Source organism: Mycobacterium sp. (genome assembly GCF_035274705.1).
Classification (GTDB): domain Bacteria; phylum Actinomycetota; class Actinomycetes; order Mycobacteriales; family Mycobacteriaceae; genus Mycobacterium.
Genome location: NZ_DATENY010000033.1, coordinates 46,468 through 62,895, shown reverse-complemented (window position 1 = coordinate 62,895; position 16,428 = coordinate 46,468). Strand labels below are relative to the sequence as shown.

General features: G+C 66.2%; 17 protein-coding genes and 1 pseudogene. 7 read left to right on the top strand and 11 right to left on the bottom strand.

What is annotated here, in order from left to right; genetic code table 11:
• Positions 1 to 3: 3 nt before the first annotated feature.
• The 4 genes from VJV41_RS08875 to VJV41_RS08860 form a co-directional block, all read right to left on the bottom strand.
• A complete protein-coding gene (locus VJV41_RS08875; RefSeq protein WP_325332931.1) occupies positions 4 to 462 on the bottom strand; it encodes a hypothetical protein in 459 nt (152 codons plus the stop codon).
• Positions 463 to 530: 68 nt separating this feature from the next.
• Entirely contained in the window at positions 531 to 1,664 is a 1,134-nt protein-coding gene (locus VJV41_RS08870) for a nitronate monooxygenase family protein (protein ID WP_325332930.1), read from the bottom strand.
• Positions 1,665 to 1,882: 218 nt separating this feature from the next.
• The gene (locus VJV41_RS08865; RefSeq protein ID WP_325332929.1) at positions 1,883 to 2,146 is read right to left on the bottom strand and encodes a hypothetical protein; all 264 of its coding nucleotides are present in this window, start codon (positions 2,144 to 2,146) and stop codon (positions 1,883 to 1,885) included.
• Positions 2,147 to 2,287: 141 nt separating this feature from the next.
• Entirely contained in the window at positions 2,288 to 3,070 is a 783-nt protein-coding gene (locus VJV41_RS08860; protein ID WP_325332928.1) for an HAD-IB family hydrolase, read from the bottom strand.
• Positions 3,071 to 3,218: 148 nt separating this feature from the next.
• Here VJV41_RS08860 and VJV41_RS08855 point away from each other — a divergent pair.
• Together VJV41_RS08855 and VJV41_RS08850 are read left to right on the top strand one after the other, a co-directional pair.
• Positions 3,219 to 3,411, top strand: a pseudogene (locus VJV41_RS08855) (anti-sigma factor antagonist); the annotation flags it as partial.
• Between the two features lie 32 nt (positions 3,412 to 3,443).
• The gene (locus tag VJV41_RS08850) at positions 3,444 to 3,890 is read left to right on the top strand and encodes an ATP-binding protein (RefSeq protein WP_325332927.1); all 447 of its coding nucleotides are present in this window, start codon (positions 3,444 to 3,446) and stop codon (positions 3,888 to 3,890) included.
• Here the strand turns inward: VJV41_RS08850 and VJV41_RS08845 are convergent, their stop codons facing one another.
• Entirely contained in the window at positions 3,891 to 4,964 is a 1,074-nt protein-coding gene (locus VJV41_RS08845) for a diacylglycerol kinase (protein ID WP_325332926.1), read from the bottom strand.
• Positions 4,965 to 5,030: 66 nt separating this feature from the next.
• On the opposite strand from VJV41_RS08845, the gene VJV41_RS08840 reads away from it, so the two are divergent.
• Positions 5,031 to 5,777, top strand: a complete 747-nt coding sequence (locus tag VJV41_RS08840) for a glucose 1-dehydrogenase (protein WP_325332925.1) — start codon at positions 5,031 to 5,033, stop codon at positions 5,775 to 5,777.
• Positions 5,778 to 5,896: 119 nt separating this feature from the next.
• Positions 5,897 to 8,674 (top strand): glycoside hydrolase family 2 protein, encoded by a 2,778-nt coding sequence (locus VJV41_RS08835; protein ID WP_325332947.1) that lies wholly within the window; start codon positions 5,897 to 5,899, stop codon positions 8,672 to 8,674.
• Positions 8,675 to 8,692: 18 nt separating this feature from the next.
• Here VJV41_RS08835 and VJV41_RS08830 read toward each other — a convergent pair whose 3' ends face one another.
• Positions 8,693 to 9,079 carry a PaaI family thioesterase gene (locus VJV41_RS08830; protein WP_325332924.1) on the bottom strand — a complete coding sequence of 129 codons (387 nt, stop codon included), beginning with the start codon at positions 9,077 to 9,079 and terminating at the stop codon, positions 8,693 to 8,695.
• A gap of 39 nt (positions 9,080 to 9,118) precedes the next feature.
• Here VJV41_RS08830 and VJV41_RS08825 point away from each other — a divergent pair, with 39 nt between their 5' ends.
• Positions 9,119 to 10,420 (top strand): competence/damage-inducible protein A, encoded by a 1,302-nt coding sequence (locus VJV41_RS08825; protein WP_325332923.1) that lies wholly within the window; start codon positions 9,119 to 9,121, stop codon positions 10,418 to 10,420.
• Between the two features lie 248 nt (positions 10,421 to 10,668).
• Here the strand turns inward: VJV41_RS08825 and VJV41_RS08820 are convergent, their stop codons facing one another.
• Positions 10,669 to 11,163 (bottom strand): macro domain-containing protein, encoded by a 495-nt coding sequence (locus tag VJV41_RS08820; protein WP_325332922.1) that lies wholly within the window; start codon positions 11,161 to 11,163, stop codon positions 10,669 to 10,671.
• A gap of 47 nt (positions 11,164 to 11,210) precedes the next feature.
• Here VJV41_RS08820 and VJV41_RS08815 point away from each other — a divergent pair, with 47 nt between their 5' ends.
• Entirely contained in the window at positions 11,211 to 11,435 is a 225-nt protein-coding gene (locus VJV41_RS08815; protein WP_325332921.1) for a hypothetical protein, read from the top strand.
• Here the strand turns inward: VJV41_RS08815 and VJV41_RS08810 are convergent, their stop codons facing one another.
• Positions 11,436 to 11,810: an amino acid-binding protein gene (locus tag VJV41_RS08810; protein ID WP_325332920.1), complete on the bottom strand. Its 375-nt coding sequence runs from the start codon at positions 11,808 to 11,810 to the stop codon at positions 11,436 to 11,438.
• A gap of 91 nt (positions 11,811 to 11,901) precedes the next feature.
• Between VJV41_RS08810 and VJV41_RS08805 the strand changes: the two genes are divergently transcribed.
• Positions 11,902 to 13,113 (top strand): enhanced intracellular survival protein Eis, encoded by a 1,212-nt coding sequence (locus VJV41_RS08805; protein ID WP_325332919.1) that lies wholly within the window; start codon positions 11,902 to 11,904, stop codon positions 13,111 to 13,113.
• A 3-nt stretch (positions 13,114 to 13,116) separates the two neighbouring features.
• On the opposite strand, the gene VJV41_RS08800 is transcribed toward VJV41_RS08805, so the two are convergent.
• The 3 genes from VJV41_RS08800 to VJV41_RS08790 are packed head-to-tail and all read right to left on the bottom strand — an operon-like array spanning position 13,117 to position 16,375.
• Complete coding sequence (locus VJV41_RS08800; protein WP_325332918.1) at positions 13,117 to 14,031, bottom strand: alpha/beta hydrolase; 915 nt, start codon at positions 14,029 to 14,031, stop codon at positions 13,117 to 13,119.
• A 31-nt stretch (positions 14,032 to 14,062) separates the two neighbouring features.
• Positions 14,063 to 14,914 (bottom strand): hypothetical protein, encoded by an 852-nt coding sequence (locus VJV41_RS08795; protein WP_325332917.1) that lies wholly within the window; start codon positions 14,912 to 14,914, stop codon positions 14,063 to 14,065.
• 9 nt (positions 14,915 to 14,923) lie between these two features.
• Complete coding sequence (locus VJV41_RS08790) at positions 14,924 to 16,375, bottom strand: amidase (protein ID WP_325332916.1); 1,452 nt, start codon at positions 16,373 to 16,375, stop codon at positions 14,924 to 14,926.
• Positions 16,376 to 16,428: the final 53 nt, after the last annotated feature.

Here is a 16,428-nt window from a genome sequence, read left to right as displayed (position 1 = left end):
GGCTTAGGTCCGGGCGAACACCAGCCAGACGACGAGAAATGCCGACATGCCTGCCAGACACACCAGATGGTCGAGGCAGATGGAACGCGCCAGACGGGACTGCTCCGCCGGCGTTCCGGTGCGGTTGCCCAGCGCAACCGCATTCGGCACGGTGCGGATCAGCGCCAGAAGGATTGGGACACCGGCCAGCGTCGCCAGTACAACAATCAACCAGCCGGGATCGTCGCCGTGAGCCGCGCGAAACCCCAACGTGCCCAACAGAATTACCATCACAGCCGCGATGAGATAGCTCATCGGTCGCGACGTGGTGGTGGCCCGGTGGTAGTAATCCGCAATGGAACTAAGCACGGCTTGCGGTAGCTCATCGCCACCGCGACGGCGAAGAACCTGACTGTCGAATATCAGGTCCATCCACAACACGGCGATCAGAAAGCCGCCGCAGGCGCCTGGAATCAGACGCATGCGGCCGAGCCTCGAATCAGACGCATGCGGCCGAGCCGTGAATCAGACGCACACGGCCGAGCCGTGAATCAGACAGAAGCCGCCTCGTTCAGCTCGTTGAGGGTGTTGGTGGCCTCGAGGTACTCCTGCACCCAGCGCTCGATGACCGCCGAGGTCTTCTCAACCTTGGTGAACTGACCCACGACCTGGCCGATCGGGTTGAACGCCACGTCGACACTCTCGTTGGGGTACTTGTGCGTGGCGGCGACGGCCATGCCGGACACCATGTATTGCAGCGGCATGCCCAGCGGCTTCGGGTTGTCCGGGTTCTCCCACGCCTCGGTCCAGTCGTTGCGCAGCATCCGCGCCGGCTTGCCGGTGAAGGAGCGGCTGCGGACGGTGTCGCGGCTGGTGGCCTTGGCGTATGCGGCGTGCTGGACCGGGGTGTGCTCGGACTCTTCGACCATCACCCACTGCGAACCGGTCCACGCGCCCTGCGCACCGAGGGCCAGCGCCGCGGCGATCTGCTGGCCGCTGCCGATGCCACCGGCGGCGAGGACGGGAACCGGCGCGACCTCCTTGACGACCTGCGGCCACAGCACGATCGAGCCGATCTCGCCGCAGTGCCCGCCGGCCTCGCCGCCCTGCGCGATGATGATGTCGACGCCGGCGTCGGCGTGCTTGCGGGCCTGCGACGGCGAACCGCACAGCGCGGCGACCTTGCGGCCCTCGTCGTGGATGTGCTTGATCATGTCCGCGGGCGGGGTGCCCAGCGCGTTGGCGATCAGCGTCACCTTCGGGTGCTTCAGCGCAACCTCGACCTGCGGGGTGGCGGTCGCCTCGGTCCAGCCGAGCAGCTGCAGTGCGTCGTCGTCGCTGTGGTCGACCGGCACGCCGTGGTCGGCGAGGATCTTCTTGGCGAATTCGATGTGCTCCTCCGGAACGAGCGCGTTGAGTTGCTTCTTGAGCACGTCGGGGGATAGGTCGGTCGAGTCCATGCCCTCGTATTTGTTCGGGATCACGATGTCGACGCCGTAGGGGTGGTCGCCGATGTTCTCGTCGATCCAGTTCAGCTCGATCTCGAGCTGTTCAGGCGTGAAGCCGACTGCACCCAGCACGCCGAAACCGCCGGCCTTGCTCACCGCCACGACGACGTCGCGGCAGTGGGTGAACGCGAAGATCGGGAACTCGATGTTGAGCTCGTCGCAGATGGGGGTGTGCATGCCTGCTCCTCGGTTGGGCGCTAGCCGAACTGAAACGTGTTCTAGTTTAGCTTAGGCGCCCTGCCGTCATCCGGGAAGGACCTCGCGTGCTGCGGCTTCGAACGCTACAGACCACCCTCATCAGGCCAGTCGAGGACGAAATCGCTAATCCCGATCGCACTGAAACTGGAGAACACGTCGTCGTAGGAGTAGCGCCCTGACCGCGGGTTCCACACGGGTTACATCGGACGAGTCGAGTAGTACGAGCCGTCGGCGTAGTAGTCCCGATAGCCGTTGCCCTCGTTGTCCTTGTAGTCGCAGGTCGAGAACCTTGTGCCACCTTTGACCACCGAGGTGTACGTGCCGCCTGCCGAGGAGCACTCGCTCTTGATGGTCTTTTCCGGGATCTTCTCCGCGTGGGCGATGGGTGCGGTTGCCGCGAAGACGGCGCCGAGCGAAATCGCTGCGGCACTGGCGAACGAAACGAAGCGTGATCGGTGCATTGTCATATCTCCTTGCTGGTGAGAACTTTCGTTGATTCTGTTGCGCCGCAGCACGGTCCGAAACGGTGGCCAAACCCCTCGCGATCCGCCATGCGTCAGGGGTTTCGCGTCTTCGGTGTTAGGGGACTGGGGGATTTGCGTTCAGCGGCGCCGCAGCGCGCTCATTGGTGCTCGCCAGAATTTCAACCGGCCGCCGCGATGGCGCACGCTGGCCACTCGAAGCACCGGCCAGCCCTGCTGAGCGGCCATCGCGGCCAGGCCGGGGCGCGGGTTGACGGGCCGGGGATGGCCGACCAATACCATCAGCGCGGCGTCCTCGTTGCCGTCGGCGTAGAAGTAACTGCGTTGCAGGTCAACGTCATTGGCCTCACAGAACTGTTGCACTGCCGTCGCCTTCTTTTCGCCCCATATCACCGGCCTGGCGATCCGCCCGGTGAGTCGACCCTCGTCGTCGACTTCGAAGTGGTTGCACAGCACGTGGGGAATCTCGAGGAACCGCGCGACGGGCTCGGCATGGATGGTCAGCGCCGACGAGCTGAGCACCACGGTATGGCCGCGCTGCTGGTGCGCCCGCACGATCTCGTGCATGTCGGGGAAGACCCGAAACGCGATGCGCTCGACGAACAGCCGCTCGCCGAGTTCGTCGAGTTCGGAAAGGGATTCGCCCCGCAGATAGCCCGCGGCCCGGGTCATGAGCCGCTGGAACTGCATGCGACCGAATCGGTAGCGCATCGAGGCCTCGAGGACGCCGAGCATTTCGCCGATGCGCGCTTGCCGGCGGCGGATCCGGTCGCTGGCATGCGCCGTGGCGGTGAACCCGTCGACCAGCGTGCCGTCGAGGTCGAAAAACGCGCCGATCTGCGGGCCGGGCGCACTCGCCGCGATCTCGGCGACCGGATCCGGCGGATTCGGCTGCGCGCTCATCTCACTCCCGTTCTCGCGCTGCGATGCGTTGCCATGCTACGTCTGACCCCCGACGCACTTCACGGGCCGACGAGCACTGCGGTCCCGGAGTGCTCAACGGTAGGGTTGATCTGTACGCCGATTTCGGCGACGTGGGGCCCCACCTTCCAGCGGTGTCGTCGACATGCTCACCGCGCCCCAGCTCGAAGCCGCGATCGAGGCGGCCTTAGCGCAGAAGCCGGACGCACTCGTGGTCGATTTCACCGACGTCGATTTTCCGGCCTCTGAAGCTGGTGGGCATCGCCGACATCGTCGCGCTCTACGCCACCCTCGACGACGCCCCCGGCGCCCAAGGCGCATAGGACGCATCCCCTTCGGGTACACGCTAATTGCGATGATCCAAACCGTTACCTCAGCCAGCGTCGCCAACGGCGAACGTTTCGAGCGCATCGGCCTTCCCGCCGACGCCGGAGCCGCGGCCCACACGCGGCGGGAATTCGCCGAATGGCTGGGCCACTTCTTCGACCTCGATCACACCCAGTGCAGCGACGTCGTGCTGGCGATCAACGAGGCACTGGCGAATGCCGCGGAATTCGCGTACGTCCTGGTCGACCGGCCAAGAACCATGGACATGCACGCCGACTACGACTCGGCCAGCGAACGGCTGACCGTCCGAATTTGCGACTACGGGCTGTGGCGTAGGCCGGTGGCGACACCCGCGTCACGCACCCGCGGTCGCGGAATCCCGTTGATGCGCGCGCTTTCCGACGGGGTCGCGATTGACACGTCCGCTGGAGGCACGCAGGTCTGTCTGCAGTGGAACGGCATCGGGCGACGCTGATTAGCCGGCGTAGAGACCGTTACCCGTCACGAACGGCAGATCAAGCGTCGTCCTGATACCCGGTGGTGCCGCCACCACGGCGGGGATCGCGTTCACGATCCGTCCGGCCGCCGCGACGATAGCGGCGTGGTTGTGGTCGCCTTTACGGCTGCTAGGGCAGATGTCGACGGTGTAGGACGGCTCGCCGACAATCTCGACCCGATACGAGCCGCCGGGCTGGGCAGGCTGCGCCCAGTCCGGACGCAGGTCGCCGCGCAGCCGGGTGACGTGCTCGACTACCACGGCGGGTTTCCCGCCCACCATGCCCCTGATCTCGAATCGCAGCGCTGCGACGGTGCCCTTGGTGATATGCCCGGCGGCGATGTCGAAATCCTCCGGCGCCGGCTCTTGTTCGAATGTCTCGGTGATGTCGTCGATCTCGATGCCGAGCCCGGCCGCCAGTTGCCGGATCGCCGTACCCCAGGCGATGCTCAGCACGCCGGGTTGAAACAGGATCGGCAGGTCGTCGAGCGGCTTGCCGAACCCCATCACGTCGAACATGACGGTCGCGCCGTCGTAGGTCGCGTAGTCGGCGATCTCCATCGTGCGTACCTGCTCGATGCGCTGGCAGGTGCTGGCGAACGCGAACGGAATCAGATCGGTGGCGAACCCCGGATCCACGCCCGTGATGAAGATGCTCGAATTGCCTTGCTGCGCCGAATCTTCCACGCGCGCAATGTACTTGTCCGGCATCACCTGCCACGGGTACTGCAACACGCCAGGTGCGGAACCGACGACGTTGACGCCGGCGGCCAGGATGCGCATGCAGTCGGCAACCGCGTCGGGCAGCCGGGTGTCACCCATCGCGCAGTACACCACGCAGTCAGGTCGGGTCGCTATCACGGCGTCCAGGTCGTCAGTGGCAGAAATGCCGGTGGAGGCGTCGAGGCCCGCGAGTTCGGCGGCGTCTTTACCGACTTTGGCGTCCGACGACACGCCTACGGCGGTCAGTTCGAACCGCGGGTTCTCGACGAGTTCGGTCAGCGCGAGGCGCCCGCAGTTCCCGGTGCCGATGAGCGCGACGCGGATCGCCATACTGCCTCCTGATGGCTGGAACAGGTTCTACTTGTAGCACGCAGCGCTTGTGTAGCCTGACCCGTCATGGGACGCGTGGACGGAAAAGTTGCACTGATCAGTGGTGGCGCCCGGGGCATGGGCGCCGCACACGCCCGGATGCTCGTTGCCGAGGGCGCCAAAGTCGTGATCGGCGACATCCTCGACGATGAGGGCAAGGCGCTGGCCGATGAGATCGGCGACGCGGCACGCTATGTGCACCTCGACGTCACCCAGTTCGACCAATGGGAGGCCGCGGTGTCCACCGCGACGCAGGAGTTCGGCACGCTCAACGTTCTGGTCAACAACGCGGGCATCGTCGCGCTGGGCCCGCTGAAGTCGCTCGACGTCGCCAAGTGGCAAAACGTGCTCGATGTCAACCTGACCGGCACGATGCTGGGGATCAAGGCGTCGATCGAGCCCATGACGGCGGCGGGCGGCGGGTCGATCATCAACGTGTCGTCCATCGAAGGCCTGCGCGGCGCAGCGTGGGTGCACAGCTATGTGGCCTCCAAATGGGCGGTTCGCGGGCTGACCAAGTCGGCGGCGCTGGAGCTCGCACACGCCAAGATCCGGGTCAACTCGATCCACCCTGGCTTCATCCGCACGCCGATGACCAAGCATCTGCCCGAGGACATGGTCCAGGCGCCGCTCGGCCGACCGGGAACGCCGGATGAGGTGGCGACGTTCGTGCTGTTTCTGGCCAGCGACGAGTCGTCATTCGCCACCGGCGCCGAGTTCGTGATGGACGGTGGGCTGGTGGCCGACGTTCCCCACAGGGCGATGCCGGGCTGACGGCCGCTGGTGCGCGAGGTGTTCGCGCGCATGAAGTGACGACGCCGAATTGCATTGCGCTGCTTGGCTGAGCCGCGATCGGGCGCTGCAGGTACGGTGATCCGGTGGACGGGTCGCAGATGTCGGGTAAACGACGTCGGCACATCGTCTTAAGAATTTTGCTCTCCGTGGCGTTGCTGCTGCTGCTCTGCGCCGCGGACTTTCCTGACTTTGCGCGCCCCGGGCCACCACCGGCCGGAGAGATGGAATTGGCGCAGGGCTGGACGCTGACGTCGGCCAAAGACGTCCAGGCCGACGGCGCCACGCTCTCCAGACCGGATTACCACTCGTCGGGCTGGCACGCCATTCCGCGCATGCCCGCAACGGTGCTGCAGACCCTGGAGCAGGACGGCACCTACCCCAACCTCTACTACGGCACCAACCTGGCCGACGAAGTTCCGCAGGATCTGTACAAACAGGATTGGTGGTACCGCACCGCCTTCACCGCGCCGGCCGGCCACACGAGCTACACGCTGGAGTTCCCCGGCATCAACTACCGCGCCGAGATCTGGCTCAACGGGCATCTGGTTGCCGACAACAAACGTATCGTCGGCATGCACACCGCCCATGCCCTCGATGTATCGCAGTGGGTCAACCAGGGAGAGCCCAACGCCCTTGCGGTCAAGATCACTCCAGAGCGGACTCTGCAGGACGTCGACGGCGTTGAACTCGCCGATAGCTGGTATGACTGGATCAACTGGAGATATCTGGGCTATCAAGGGCCGGACAAGAATCCGGCCAACGGCAATTCTTTTGTCCCCGACCGCAATGCGGGCATCTTCAAACCGGTCTATCTGAGGTTCGCGGGCACCGTGACGATCGGGCCCTCCGCGGTGAATTCCGAACTTCCCCTTCCCCGAACGGATTCCGCGCGCCTGACGGTCTACTCGACGTTGCGCAATTCCTCGCCTGAGCAGGCGCGGGGCGTCCTGCGGGCGACGATCACGCGGCCGGGCAAGTCCCGTATTCAGATCGAACAGCCGATCACGCTGGCGGCGGGTGAGGAGCGGGAGGTCAGCTTCGACCCCGGCAAGTTCGCAGAATTGGCCGTCACCAACCCCGACCTGTGGTGGCCGTACACGATGGGTCAGCCCAACCTCTACGACCTGCAGTTGGAGTTCCGGCAGTACAACCTTGCGACCGACACCAGCCATCTGCGGTTCGGCGTCCGCTCGGTCGAGCAGTTCCGCGACTCCGATCAGCAATTCGCCGAACTCGGCAAGGGCGGGAATTTCTACCTGAAGGTCAACGGCAAGGACTTCTTGGTACGCGGCGCGACGTACACACCCGACCTGCTCTACGCCAACGATTCAAGCCGCGACGCGGCAATCCTGGGCTACGCCAAGGATCTTGGGCTGAACATGCTCCGGCTGGAGGGCAAGTTCCCGGGCGACCACATCGTCGAGATGGCCGACGAACTCGGTATCCCGTTGATGTACGGCTGGATGTGCTGCAACCAATGGGAGAAATGGGCGCAGTGGGATGACGAAGACAAGCGGGTAGCTCAGGACAGTCTGCGCTCGCAGATCTTGATGCTTCGTCAGCACCCGTCGGCGTTTGTCTGGGCCAACGGTAGTGACGGGCTGGCCCCGCCGACCGTGCTGAGCGAATACCACGGCATCCTCAAGGATCTGCACTGGCAGAACGCCACGGTTGACACGGTCTCTTCGCTCGCGCAGGACGCGGCGGGTGAACGACTCTGGGACGGCATTCAGATGGCGGGGCCGTACAGCTGGCGGCCGCCGAGCTATTGGTTTTCCGGACGCTATGGCGCCACCCGCGGCGCCACCGCCGAACAAGGCGACAACGAGCACGTTCCGCCATTTGCAAGCCTGAAGCGGTTCATACCCCCCGACAAACTCTGGCCGATCAGCGACGCGTGGTTCTTCCACGCCGGTTCGGACCCGAAAAATGCTGTGCTGACGAGTATTCGGCGCGCAATCGATCGCCGCTACGGACCGTCCAACAACGCAGAAGAGTTCGCCGCAAAGGCGCAACTTGCGCACTATGAATCAACACGCGCCCAGTTCGAGGCGTTCGCCGCCAACGGCTGGGACAACCACAAGATGACGATCTATTGGATGCTCAACAACCATTGGCCGTCGTTCTTCGGGCACCTTTTCGACTACTACCTGCGGCCCGGCGGCGCCTATTACGGCGCCAAGAAGGGGCTACGGCCGTTGTCGGTCGTCTTCGACTCCTACGCGACGGGCAATCACGATCAGGCCAATATCACCATCGTCAACCAAACCCCCAGTGTCCAAACGGATTTGCAAGTGCGCGTGCGGGTCTACGACTTGCAGGGTCGCGTGCGCGACGATCGCAGTGCGAGCAACCTCGACGTGCCGTCCGGGGGAGCGGCGCAGGCGCTGACGTTGCCGCGTCTCGCCGGCGACTCCAGCGTGTTCTTCGTGCGCTGCCAGTTGCTCGACAAGAGCGGAAAGGTGCTCGGCGAGAACATCTACTGGCAGTCACAACAGCTCGATGACGTCGGCGATCCGCGCAACGACTCCGCGTTCGAGCTCAAGCAGGCGAGTTGGGCGGACATGACCGGGCTCAACCGCATGGCGCGGGTGCCGCTCGACGTGAGCGCGTACCGATCGCCGAACCCAGGCGACGACCGCGTCACCATCCGGTTGCACAACGCGTCGCAGCAGGTCGGTTTCTTCGAGCGGGCCGAACTCGTCTCCGCGCCGGACGCCGACGAGATCCTGCCGATCCAATACAGCGATAACTACGTCACCGTGTTCCCGGGCGAGACGGTCGAACTTCAGGGCCAGCCCTGGTCCGGTGTCCCCGCCAACTGGGTGCGGGTCACCGGATACAACACGCCGCCGGTGACCGTGGCCATCAAGTAATTCACTCGACGCCGACCATTAGTCGACTGCGGCGAAGTTGACCGTCGCCGTCGCGCCGACCTCATCGTCGTTGCCGCGGTAGATGTCCACCTGCACGACGACCGACCGCTTACCCGTGCGCAGGATCCGGGCGACCGCACGCGCGGGACCGACCTTGATGGGTCGCAGGTAACGGATGAACAGGTCGGTGGTGGCGATGGCCATGCCGAAAGGCGTGCTGCGCGAGGCCAATTGACCTGCCGTCACATCCGCCATGGTCGCGATCAGTCCGCCTTGAAGGCCGCCTGCGGTGTTCACGGTTCGCTCGTCGACGGGCATCACCATCGTCACGGTGCCGTCGGGTGAGGGAACCTCGGTCAACTCGAGTTGCTCGAACAGCTCGCGGAGGGACTTCGGCGCCGTCATGGAGAATGACATTACCGGCCTGCCGTAGTGTCGTAGCACGTGAGCGCACGCGCCGGGATCGTCGTCACAGGTACCGAAGTGCTGACCGGTCGCGTCCAGGATCGCAATGGCCCCTGGATCGCCGACCGGCTGCTCGAACTGGGCGTGGAGCTCGCCCACATCACGATCTGCGGCGACCGCCCAGGTGACATCGAGGCGCAACTGCGGTTCCTGGCAGACGAGGGTGTCGATCTGATCGTCACGAGCGGCGGTCTCGGGCCGACCGCCGACGACGTGACCGTCGCCACCGTGGCTCGATTCGCCGGCCTCGACCTGGTGCTGGATGCGGTCCTTGAGGACCGCATCACCGACATCCTCAAGCGATTGATGGCGCGCTTCGACAACGTCGACATCGATGCGGTGCGGACGGCCAACCGTAAGCAGGCGATGATCCCGACCGGGGCCCATGTCATCAACCCGGTGGGCACCGCGCCGGGTGTCGTCGTGCCGGGCAAGCCGACGATCGTGGTGCTGCCGGGTCCCCCCCGCGAGCTGCAGCCGATGTGGCCGCTCGCAGTTCAGACGCCGGCCGTGCAGGAGGCGATCGCCGGGCGCACGACCTACCGCCAGGCGATAGTGCGGATGTTCGGACTGCCGGAGTCCGGGCTCGCCGACACCCTTCGCGACGCCGAGCAGCGCATCGACGGCCTGGAGCGGCTCGAAATCACCACCTGCCTTCGGCGGGGCGAGCTCGAGATTGTGACCCGCTATGAGCCGGCCGACGCCGACACATACACAGAACTCGTCAAGCTGCTGCGAGAGCGCCATGGCCGCGAGATCTTCTCGGAGGACGGCTCTTTGGTCGACGATCAGGTCGCGCGGCTGCTGACCGGGCGGCGCATCGCGACGGCCGAATCCTGTACTGCAGGCCTGCTTGCGGCGCGGCTGACCGAGCGGCCCGGCTCGTCGGCCTATGTTGCCGGCGGGGTCGTCGCCTACGCGAACGAGGCGAAGGCCGAATTGCTCGGCGTCGACGAAACCCTGCTCGAGGCCCACGGCGCGGTGTCCGAACCGGTGGCCGAGGCGATGGCCGACGGTGCGTTGCGCCGCTTCGGGGCGGACACCGCGATCGCGATCACCGGAATCGCCGGGCCGGGTGGCGGAACCGACGACAAGCCGGTGGGCACCGTCTGCTTCTCGGTGAAGCTCCGCGACGGGGGCACCCTGACCCGCACCACGCGACTGCCCGGCAACCGCGCCGATGTCCGCGAGCGCTCCACCACCATCGCGATGCACCTGCTGCGGCGGGCGTTGACGGGCGGTGTGGCCGGCTCGATTCCGGGTAGCCAGCCCGAGCAATGACCTCGATTGCGACAAACACCGATCCCGTCGAGCTCGCGCGGCAGCAGCTGACGTCCGTTGGCGCGTACCTGATGGCCCCGGCCGATCACAACACGTACCTCGGCGTGGACGAGTGAACTCGCCCGACACCGCACCGCCCAGATCGGTGGTCGCCCGTGCGACGACGCGGGGCCCGGCCGGTTGCGGCGTGCGGCTGTCGGGGTCGACGAGGAAGTACTCCTCTTCCACTCCGATCGTCGGGTCAGTGCTCACGGAAGGACTGCGGACCGGAAGGCCCGCTCGGCTTCATCGCCATGCACCGCGAACACGACGCGCTGCAGCGTGCGGGGCTTGTGCTCGCGGACGGCCCCGACCATCAGCCGTGCCGCATCGTCGAGTGGGAAGCCGCCGACGCCGGTACCGAACGCCACCAGAGCCAGTGAGCGGCAGCCCAGTTCGTCGGCCTTGGACAGGGTGGAGTGCGTGGCCCGGGCGATGATCTCCGCCGACGTCGGGCCGCCGAGCTCCATCGTCGCGGCATGGATGACGTAGCGCGCCGGCATGTGGCCGGCGGTCGTCTCGACTGCGTCGCCGAGGCCGATCGGGGCCTTTTCGGTCGACTCGCGCTGTATTTGCGGACCGCCGGCACGCGAAATCGCGGCTGCCACCCCGCCGCCGTGCTTGAGCTGGGTGTTCGCTGCGTTGGTGATCGCGTCGACATCGAGTTTGGTCACATCGGCCGCAAGTACCTCTAACGCAATCATCGCTGTATCGTCTCGCACCGAACCCGGGCAACACAGGAGGAACGGCAATGACTGCAACCATTGAGCGAGAGGATCTGTCCGAGCTCGCTCTGCAGGCCGGCTGGGACCGCCGAGATGCCGACCGCACCGACTACTACACGCGTTCTCCGGTCCGCGTACAAATCGTGTGGCAGGGGACCGCTGCGATCAGCGGCAGCGCGCTGTACCACGACGACACGCTGATGGCGTACACGCGGGATCTGGCGACAGTCCAGGGCTGGCTCAAGCGCTGATCAGGACAGTGCGGATTTGGCTTCGCCCAGATTGTCCGCGCCGAGCACCAGCCGGGTGTTGGTCGCAAGATAGGCCGTGGTCAGGTTGACCTTTGCGGCGCCGAGCTTGTGCGCGACCTCTCCGAGCGCGCCAGGCCGGTCTTCGATGTCGAGCACGATCACTTCCTGTTCGGCGGCGATCTTGATTCCGGCCGCCTGCAGCGCCTCGAACGCGGGAGTCGCATCCAGCACCAGGATGTGAACCTCTGCTTGTCCTCCACCCGTCGTGAGGGCGCACAGCCCGGCGATGTTGGCGCCCGCCTTGCCGAGCACGTCGCCCACCCGTGCCAGCTCGCCGGGTTGGTCATCGAGATAGAGCGTCAAATCAGTCGCCATGACGAGCGCTCCTTCCGTGCCTCTCAACCGTATCGGCTGAGCACGAAATTCGGGTGCACTACCAGGACGCTTTGTGGCACCGTCGAGTCCTGTGCTCGCTTCTGATACACCGTCTCCTGTAGAGATCCGTTCCGCCACCGATGACGACTGGCCGGCGATCTCGCTGTTGGACGCCACGAGTTTCGGCAGGTTCGGGCATCCTGAGTCGTTGACCGCCTGGCGGTCGATGATGCCGACCGACGGCACGGTCCTCGCCTGCGACGGCGGCGACATCGTGGGGATGGCGCACTACCTCGATATGCGGCTGACGGTGCCTGGCGGCGGGGTCCTGCCGATGGCGGGCGTCACGATCGTCGGCGTCGCGCCAACCCACCGCCGCCGCGGCATCTTGCGCGCGATGTACACCGAGCTGCACAACCGCATCGCCGCGGCGAAATATCCGATCGCGGGCCTGACCGCCAGCGAAGGCGGAATTTACGGACGCTTCGGATACGGGCCGGCGACCATCGAGCAGGAGCTCAGCGTCGACCGCCGCTTCGCGCGCTTCCGCCATGACGCCCCCGACCCGGGTGGAGTCCGGATCGTCAAGCCTGCCGATCGCCGCGAGGACATGGAGGAGATCTACGAGAGATGGCGCCTGAACACACCGGGCGGACTTATCCGGCCGCAGGCGTTGTGGGACGAGCTGCTCGCCGACCGTGAGCGAGACCGCCGCGGTGGCACGCATTGGTTCGCGTTCGCCCATCCCGACGGCTACGCGTTGTACCGCGTTTTCGGTGACGACCCGATGTTCGTGCGGGTCGGCGAGTTCACGGCGGTCACCACCGCCGCACACGTCGCGTTGTGCCGTGCGCTGCTCGGGCTCGACCTGATGGAAAAGGTCGTCTTCGGTACACATCCCGCCGATCCGCTGCCGTATCTGCTGACCGATTCACGGCTAGCGCGTCTCACTCACCACGAGGACGACCTCTGGCTGCGGATCATGGACATCCCGACCGCGCTGGAGGCACGCCGCTACCAAGCGGAGCTGACCGCGGTCATCGAGGTGTCGGACGGATTCCGAAGCGACGGTGGGCGATTCGCCCTGCAGATCAGCGACGGTAAGGCGCGTTGCGCGCGTACCGATGCCGACGCAGAAGTGCAGATGGATCTCGACGTGCTGGGCAGCCTGTACCTAGGAGCGCATCGCGCATCAGCGTTTGCAGCGGCAAATCGTTTGCGCACCAGCGACTCTGGGTTGATTCAGCGGCTGGATGCGGCGTTCGTCAGCGACGTGGCCGCCCAACTCGGTTTCGGCTTCTGACGTTCACCGCTGCCCGTAGCGGTCCCATACCTCGATCATGGTGCCCAGGATCTCCTCGGCACGGCCCAGCCCGGCGAGATGGCTTTCCCCGGGCAGGTGATACAGCTGGCCGTCGGGCAGCTTGGCGACGACATGCTGGCCGTGCTCGAAAGGGACGATGTGGTCGCGGTCGCCGTGCCACCAGCGCACCGGCACCTTGACCTCGTCGAGCCGGAAACCCCAATCGCGGGCGAACACCACGATGTCGGCGAACGGGGCGGCGAGTTGTTTGCGGCTGCCGTTGAGCAGGTCGTCGAGGAACATCGCCTTGAATTCGGGTCGCGCCAGCATGCGACGATCGGCTTCGGGCGACATGCGGCCGTACAGGTCCAGCGCCGGTGACGCGACGGGCCGTGCCAGCCGAACCAGAGCGCTCGCCGCCAACCTGACGGGCCCGCCGGCTACTTCCAGCAGGGGCGCAACGAATGTGCCGAGGGCCATCGCGCCGCCGCCGATGGCGTCCGCACCGTGCGCCGGCGCGACGCCGCCGAGCACACCGGCCGCGACCACCCGATCAGGCATCGCCGCCGCGCACGCCAGCGCATACGGGCCTCCGCCTGAGAGCCCGATGACTTCGAATTTGTCGATCCCGAGAGTGTCGGCGATCGTGCGCATGTCGTCGGCGAACGCGATCACCGTGTCGTACTGATACGGCGTAGACGAGCCGATGCCCGGCCGGTCGACGCCGATCAGCCGGATCTGCTGCTCCTCGGCGTAAACGCGTGCCTCCATGGGGATCTGCCTGCGGGCACCTGGCGTGCCGTGCAGCCAAAAGACGGCGCGGCCTTGCGGATCGCCGAATTCGGCGAAGCCGATCTGACGGTCATCGCCGACGGCGATGTTGCCTTCCAACTTCGGCCGGGCAATTGCGACAGGCATGCCGTGAGTGTCTCACGCGACCCGCGGGCGCTTAGCCAGCCCGGTGAAACAGGTACGAGCCCACGGTGGTGAGGCGGTCGTCGACACCCTCGTCGTGCATCAGCACCCGGACGCCGACCGCGCCGTCGGCGCCGTGCATCGGTTCGGCCTCGACGCGGAACGGACCGGCCTTGCCGCGCGCGACGAACATCACCTGTGACGAAACGCCTTGGAGGAGTTCGGTTCCTGTGAGTTCGGCGGCCGCGTCGATCGCGGCGGTTTCAAGGATGACGAACTGCGGTCCGATGTGCAGCGCCGCGTCGGGTGAGGCGACCTCGACCGTGAGCTCCGGCAGCGTCCAGTGACCATCCGCCCGGCGGCGCCCGCCGAACACTTGCCAGAGCGGCGGCAGGTCGGGGGAGTCGACCACATCGAGGGGATTGGCGTCCATGCGTTCGAGGCCATCGGGTGGAGTGCCGATGCTGATGCCCTGGCCCTGGATCAACGCCAGCACCCGGCTGGGATTGTCGGCGTCGACGATCTTCGACCGGCTGTAGCCCATCTGCCTGCCGCGCTTGAGCTCTTCGGACAGCATCTCGATCCGTCGCACGTCGCGGCCGGGGTCGACGATCTGGCATGAGTGGATGACCGGGTTCGGCACCGCCTCCAGATCGGACATGTGGCCGCCTTCTGGCGCGGCGATGCTCAGGACGGCGAGCAGCAGTCCGCCCGTCGCGTTGCGCATGTCGCGGCGAATCGTGACCGTGTCGTCTGCGGGGCCGAGGTCCATCGAGGAGTAGCTACGGCCGATGTAGCGATAGCTCAGCAGACCGCCCCAGCGGCGACGAAGTTCGGCGGCGTACGCCTCGGGCGAATCGGTCAGCTCACGGATGTCTCGCAGCATGCAGCGACATTACATAACCGGCCGCCGATGTAACCACGGCATCGCCGTTTCCAGTTGAGCGGCCAGCTGCAGCAGGATCGTCTCGTCGGGCGCCATGAGCTGGACACCGATCGGCAGGCCGTCGGAGGTGATGCCCAGCGGTAGCGAGATCGCCGCCCAGCCGGTGACATTTCCGAGTGATGTCCACCCTGTCGTCGCGAACTCGACATCGAAGAATGCGCGGGTGGTCCCCCGAGGTTGGTCCAGCAGCGCGTACGGCGGCGGGGGAGTCAGCAGCGTGGGCACGAGTAACACATCGTGTGCGCCCATTCCGTTGACGAAGCGGCGCGTCTGCGCGTGCACCGCCGCGATGGCCTCCGCATAGGCGACACCGGTGGTGGTGAAGCCTTCGCGCACCATCACCCATGTGCTCGCCTCGAATTCGTCCTCACGTGGCTCGCGCCCGAGATGCGCGGTGGCCAAAGCGTGCAGCTGTGCGTTGCTGACGGTGTGAAGGACAGCGATGGCATCTGCCACCGCGTCGGGATCGATGACCGGTGCACCCAGCTCGATGTAGTGGCCAAGATCCTCGAGCAGCCGGCCGGTCGCCTCGACGGTGGCGACGACCTCGGGATCGGTCGCTGGGCCGGGAAACGGTGACGCCGTGGCCATCAGAATGCGCTGCGCGGCCGGTGTCTGCGTAATCGACTGCAGGAACGGCACATTCCGTTCAGGTGCGGTGTACGGATCGCCCGGTGCCGCGCCGGCGACGACATCGAGCAGTGCGGCGCTGTCGCGGACGGTGCGGGTGAGGGCATGCTCGTTGACCAGGCCCTCGAGCCCGTGTCCGGCGCCCGGCGCGAAGGAAGTGCGTCCGCGGCGGGGCTTGAGGCCCACCAGCCCGCAGCATGACGCGGGCACGCGGATGGAACCGGTGCCGTCGCCGCCAGATGCTGCCGGGACGACACCCGCGGCCACCGCCGCGGCGGACCCGCCGCTGGATCCGCCCGGCGTGATCGACGGCGACCAGGGGTTGACGGTGGGCCCGAACAATGACGGCTCCGTCGTGCAGTGGTTGCCCCACTCGGGGGTGTTCGTCTTACCGAAGACGACCAGCCCCGCGGCGAGGTAGCGCTCGACGATCCACGCCGATTCGGAAGCGACATGGGTGCGCAGCGCGCGCGAGCCCATCGCCTCTGGCGCGCCGGCCAGCGAAGCGCCAAGATCCTTGAGCAGGAAGGGAATTCCGGCCAGTGGCCCGGCGCCGCCGTCGCGGAGGCCACCAGAGGCGTCGAGCGCCTCGGCTTGAGCACGCCCGCGGTCGAACAGGTCGGTGATGACGGCGTTCAGGTGACGCGCTGCCTCCAGGCGCAGGATGGCGGCCTCCAGGAGTTCAGTCGCGGACAACTGGCCCGAGGCCACCAACTCGGCCTGAGCGATCGCGTCGAACGTCGCCAGCTCGAAGGCCTTATTCGCATCCATCGAGACGGATCATTCAGCGCCCCGGCACAGTCAGCAACTCGACCGAGGCACAT

Excerpts from the sequence above, each read along its gene's own strand:
- VJV41_RS08875 (WP_325332931.1), bottom strand. The coding sequence starts at position 462 with ATGCGTCTGATTCCAGGCGCCTGCGGCGGCTTTCTGATCGCCGTGTTG.
- VJV41_RS08870 (WP_325332930.1), bottom strand. The coding sequence starts at position 1,664 with ATGCACACCCCCATCTGCGACGAGCTCAACATCGAGTTCCCGATCTTC.
- VJV41_RS08865 (WP_325332929.1), bottom strand. The coding sequence starts at position 2,146 with ATGCACCGATCACGCTTCGTTTCGTTCGCCAGTGCCGCAGCGATTTCG.
- VJV41_RS08860 (WP_325332928.1), bottom strand. The coding sequence starts at position 3,070 with ATGAGCGCGCAGCCGAATCCGCCGGATCCGGTCGCCGAGATCGCGGCG.
- VJV41_RS08850 (WP_325332927.1), top strand. The coding sequence starts at position 3,444 with ATGATCCAAACCGTTACCTCAGCCAGCGTCGCCAACGGCGAACGTTTC.
- VJV41_RS08845 (WP_325332926.1), bottom strand. The coding sequence starts at position 4,964 with ATGGCGATCCGCGTCGCGCTCATCGGCACCGGGAACTGCGGGCGCCTC.
- VJV41_RS08840 (WP_325332925.1), top strand. The coding sequence starts at position 5,031 with ATGGGACGCGTGGACGGAAAAGTTGCACTGATCAGTGGTGGCGCCCGG.
- VJV41_RS08835 (WP_325332947.1), top strand. The coding sequence starts at position 5,897 with ATGTCGGGTAAACGACGTCGGCACATCGTCTTAAGAATTTTGCTCTCC.
- VJV41_RS08830 (WP_325332924.1), bottom strand. The coding sequence starts at position 9,079 with ATGACGGCGCCGAAGTCCCTCCGCGAGCTGTTCGAGCAACTCGAGTTG.
- VJV41_RS08820 (WP_325332922.1), bottom strand. The coding sequence starts at position 11,163 with ATGATTGCGTTAGAGGTACTTGCGGCCGATGTGACCAAACTCGATGTC.
- VJV41_RS08815 (WP_325332921.1), top strand. The coding sequence starts at position 11,211 with ATGACTGCAACCATTGAGCGAGAGGATCTGTCCGAGCTCGCTCTGCAG.
- VJV41_RS08810 (WP_325332920.1), bottom strand. The coding sequence starts at position 11,810 with ATGGCGACTGATTTGACGCTCTATCTCGATGACCAACCCGGCGAGCTG.
- VJV41_RS08800 (WP_325332918.1), bottom strand. The coding sequence starts at position 14,031 with ATGCCTGTCGCAATTGCCCGGCCGAAGTTGGAAGGCAACATCGCCGTC.
- VJV41_RS08795 (WP_325332917.1), bottom strand. The coding sequence starts at position 14,914 with ATGCTGCGAGACATCCGTGAGCTGACCGATTCGCCCGAGGCGTACGCC.
- VJV41_RS08790 (WP_325332916.1), bottom strand. The coding sequence starts at position 16,375 with ATGGATGCGAATAAGGCCTTCGAGCTGGCGACGTTCGACGCGATCGCT.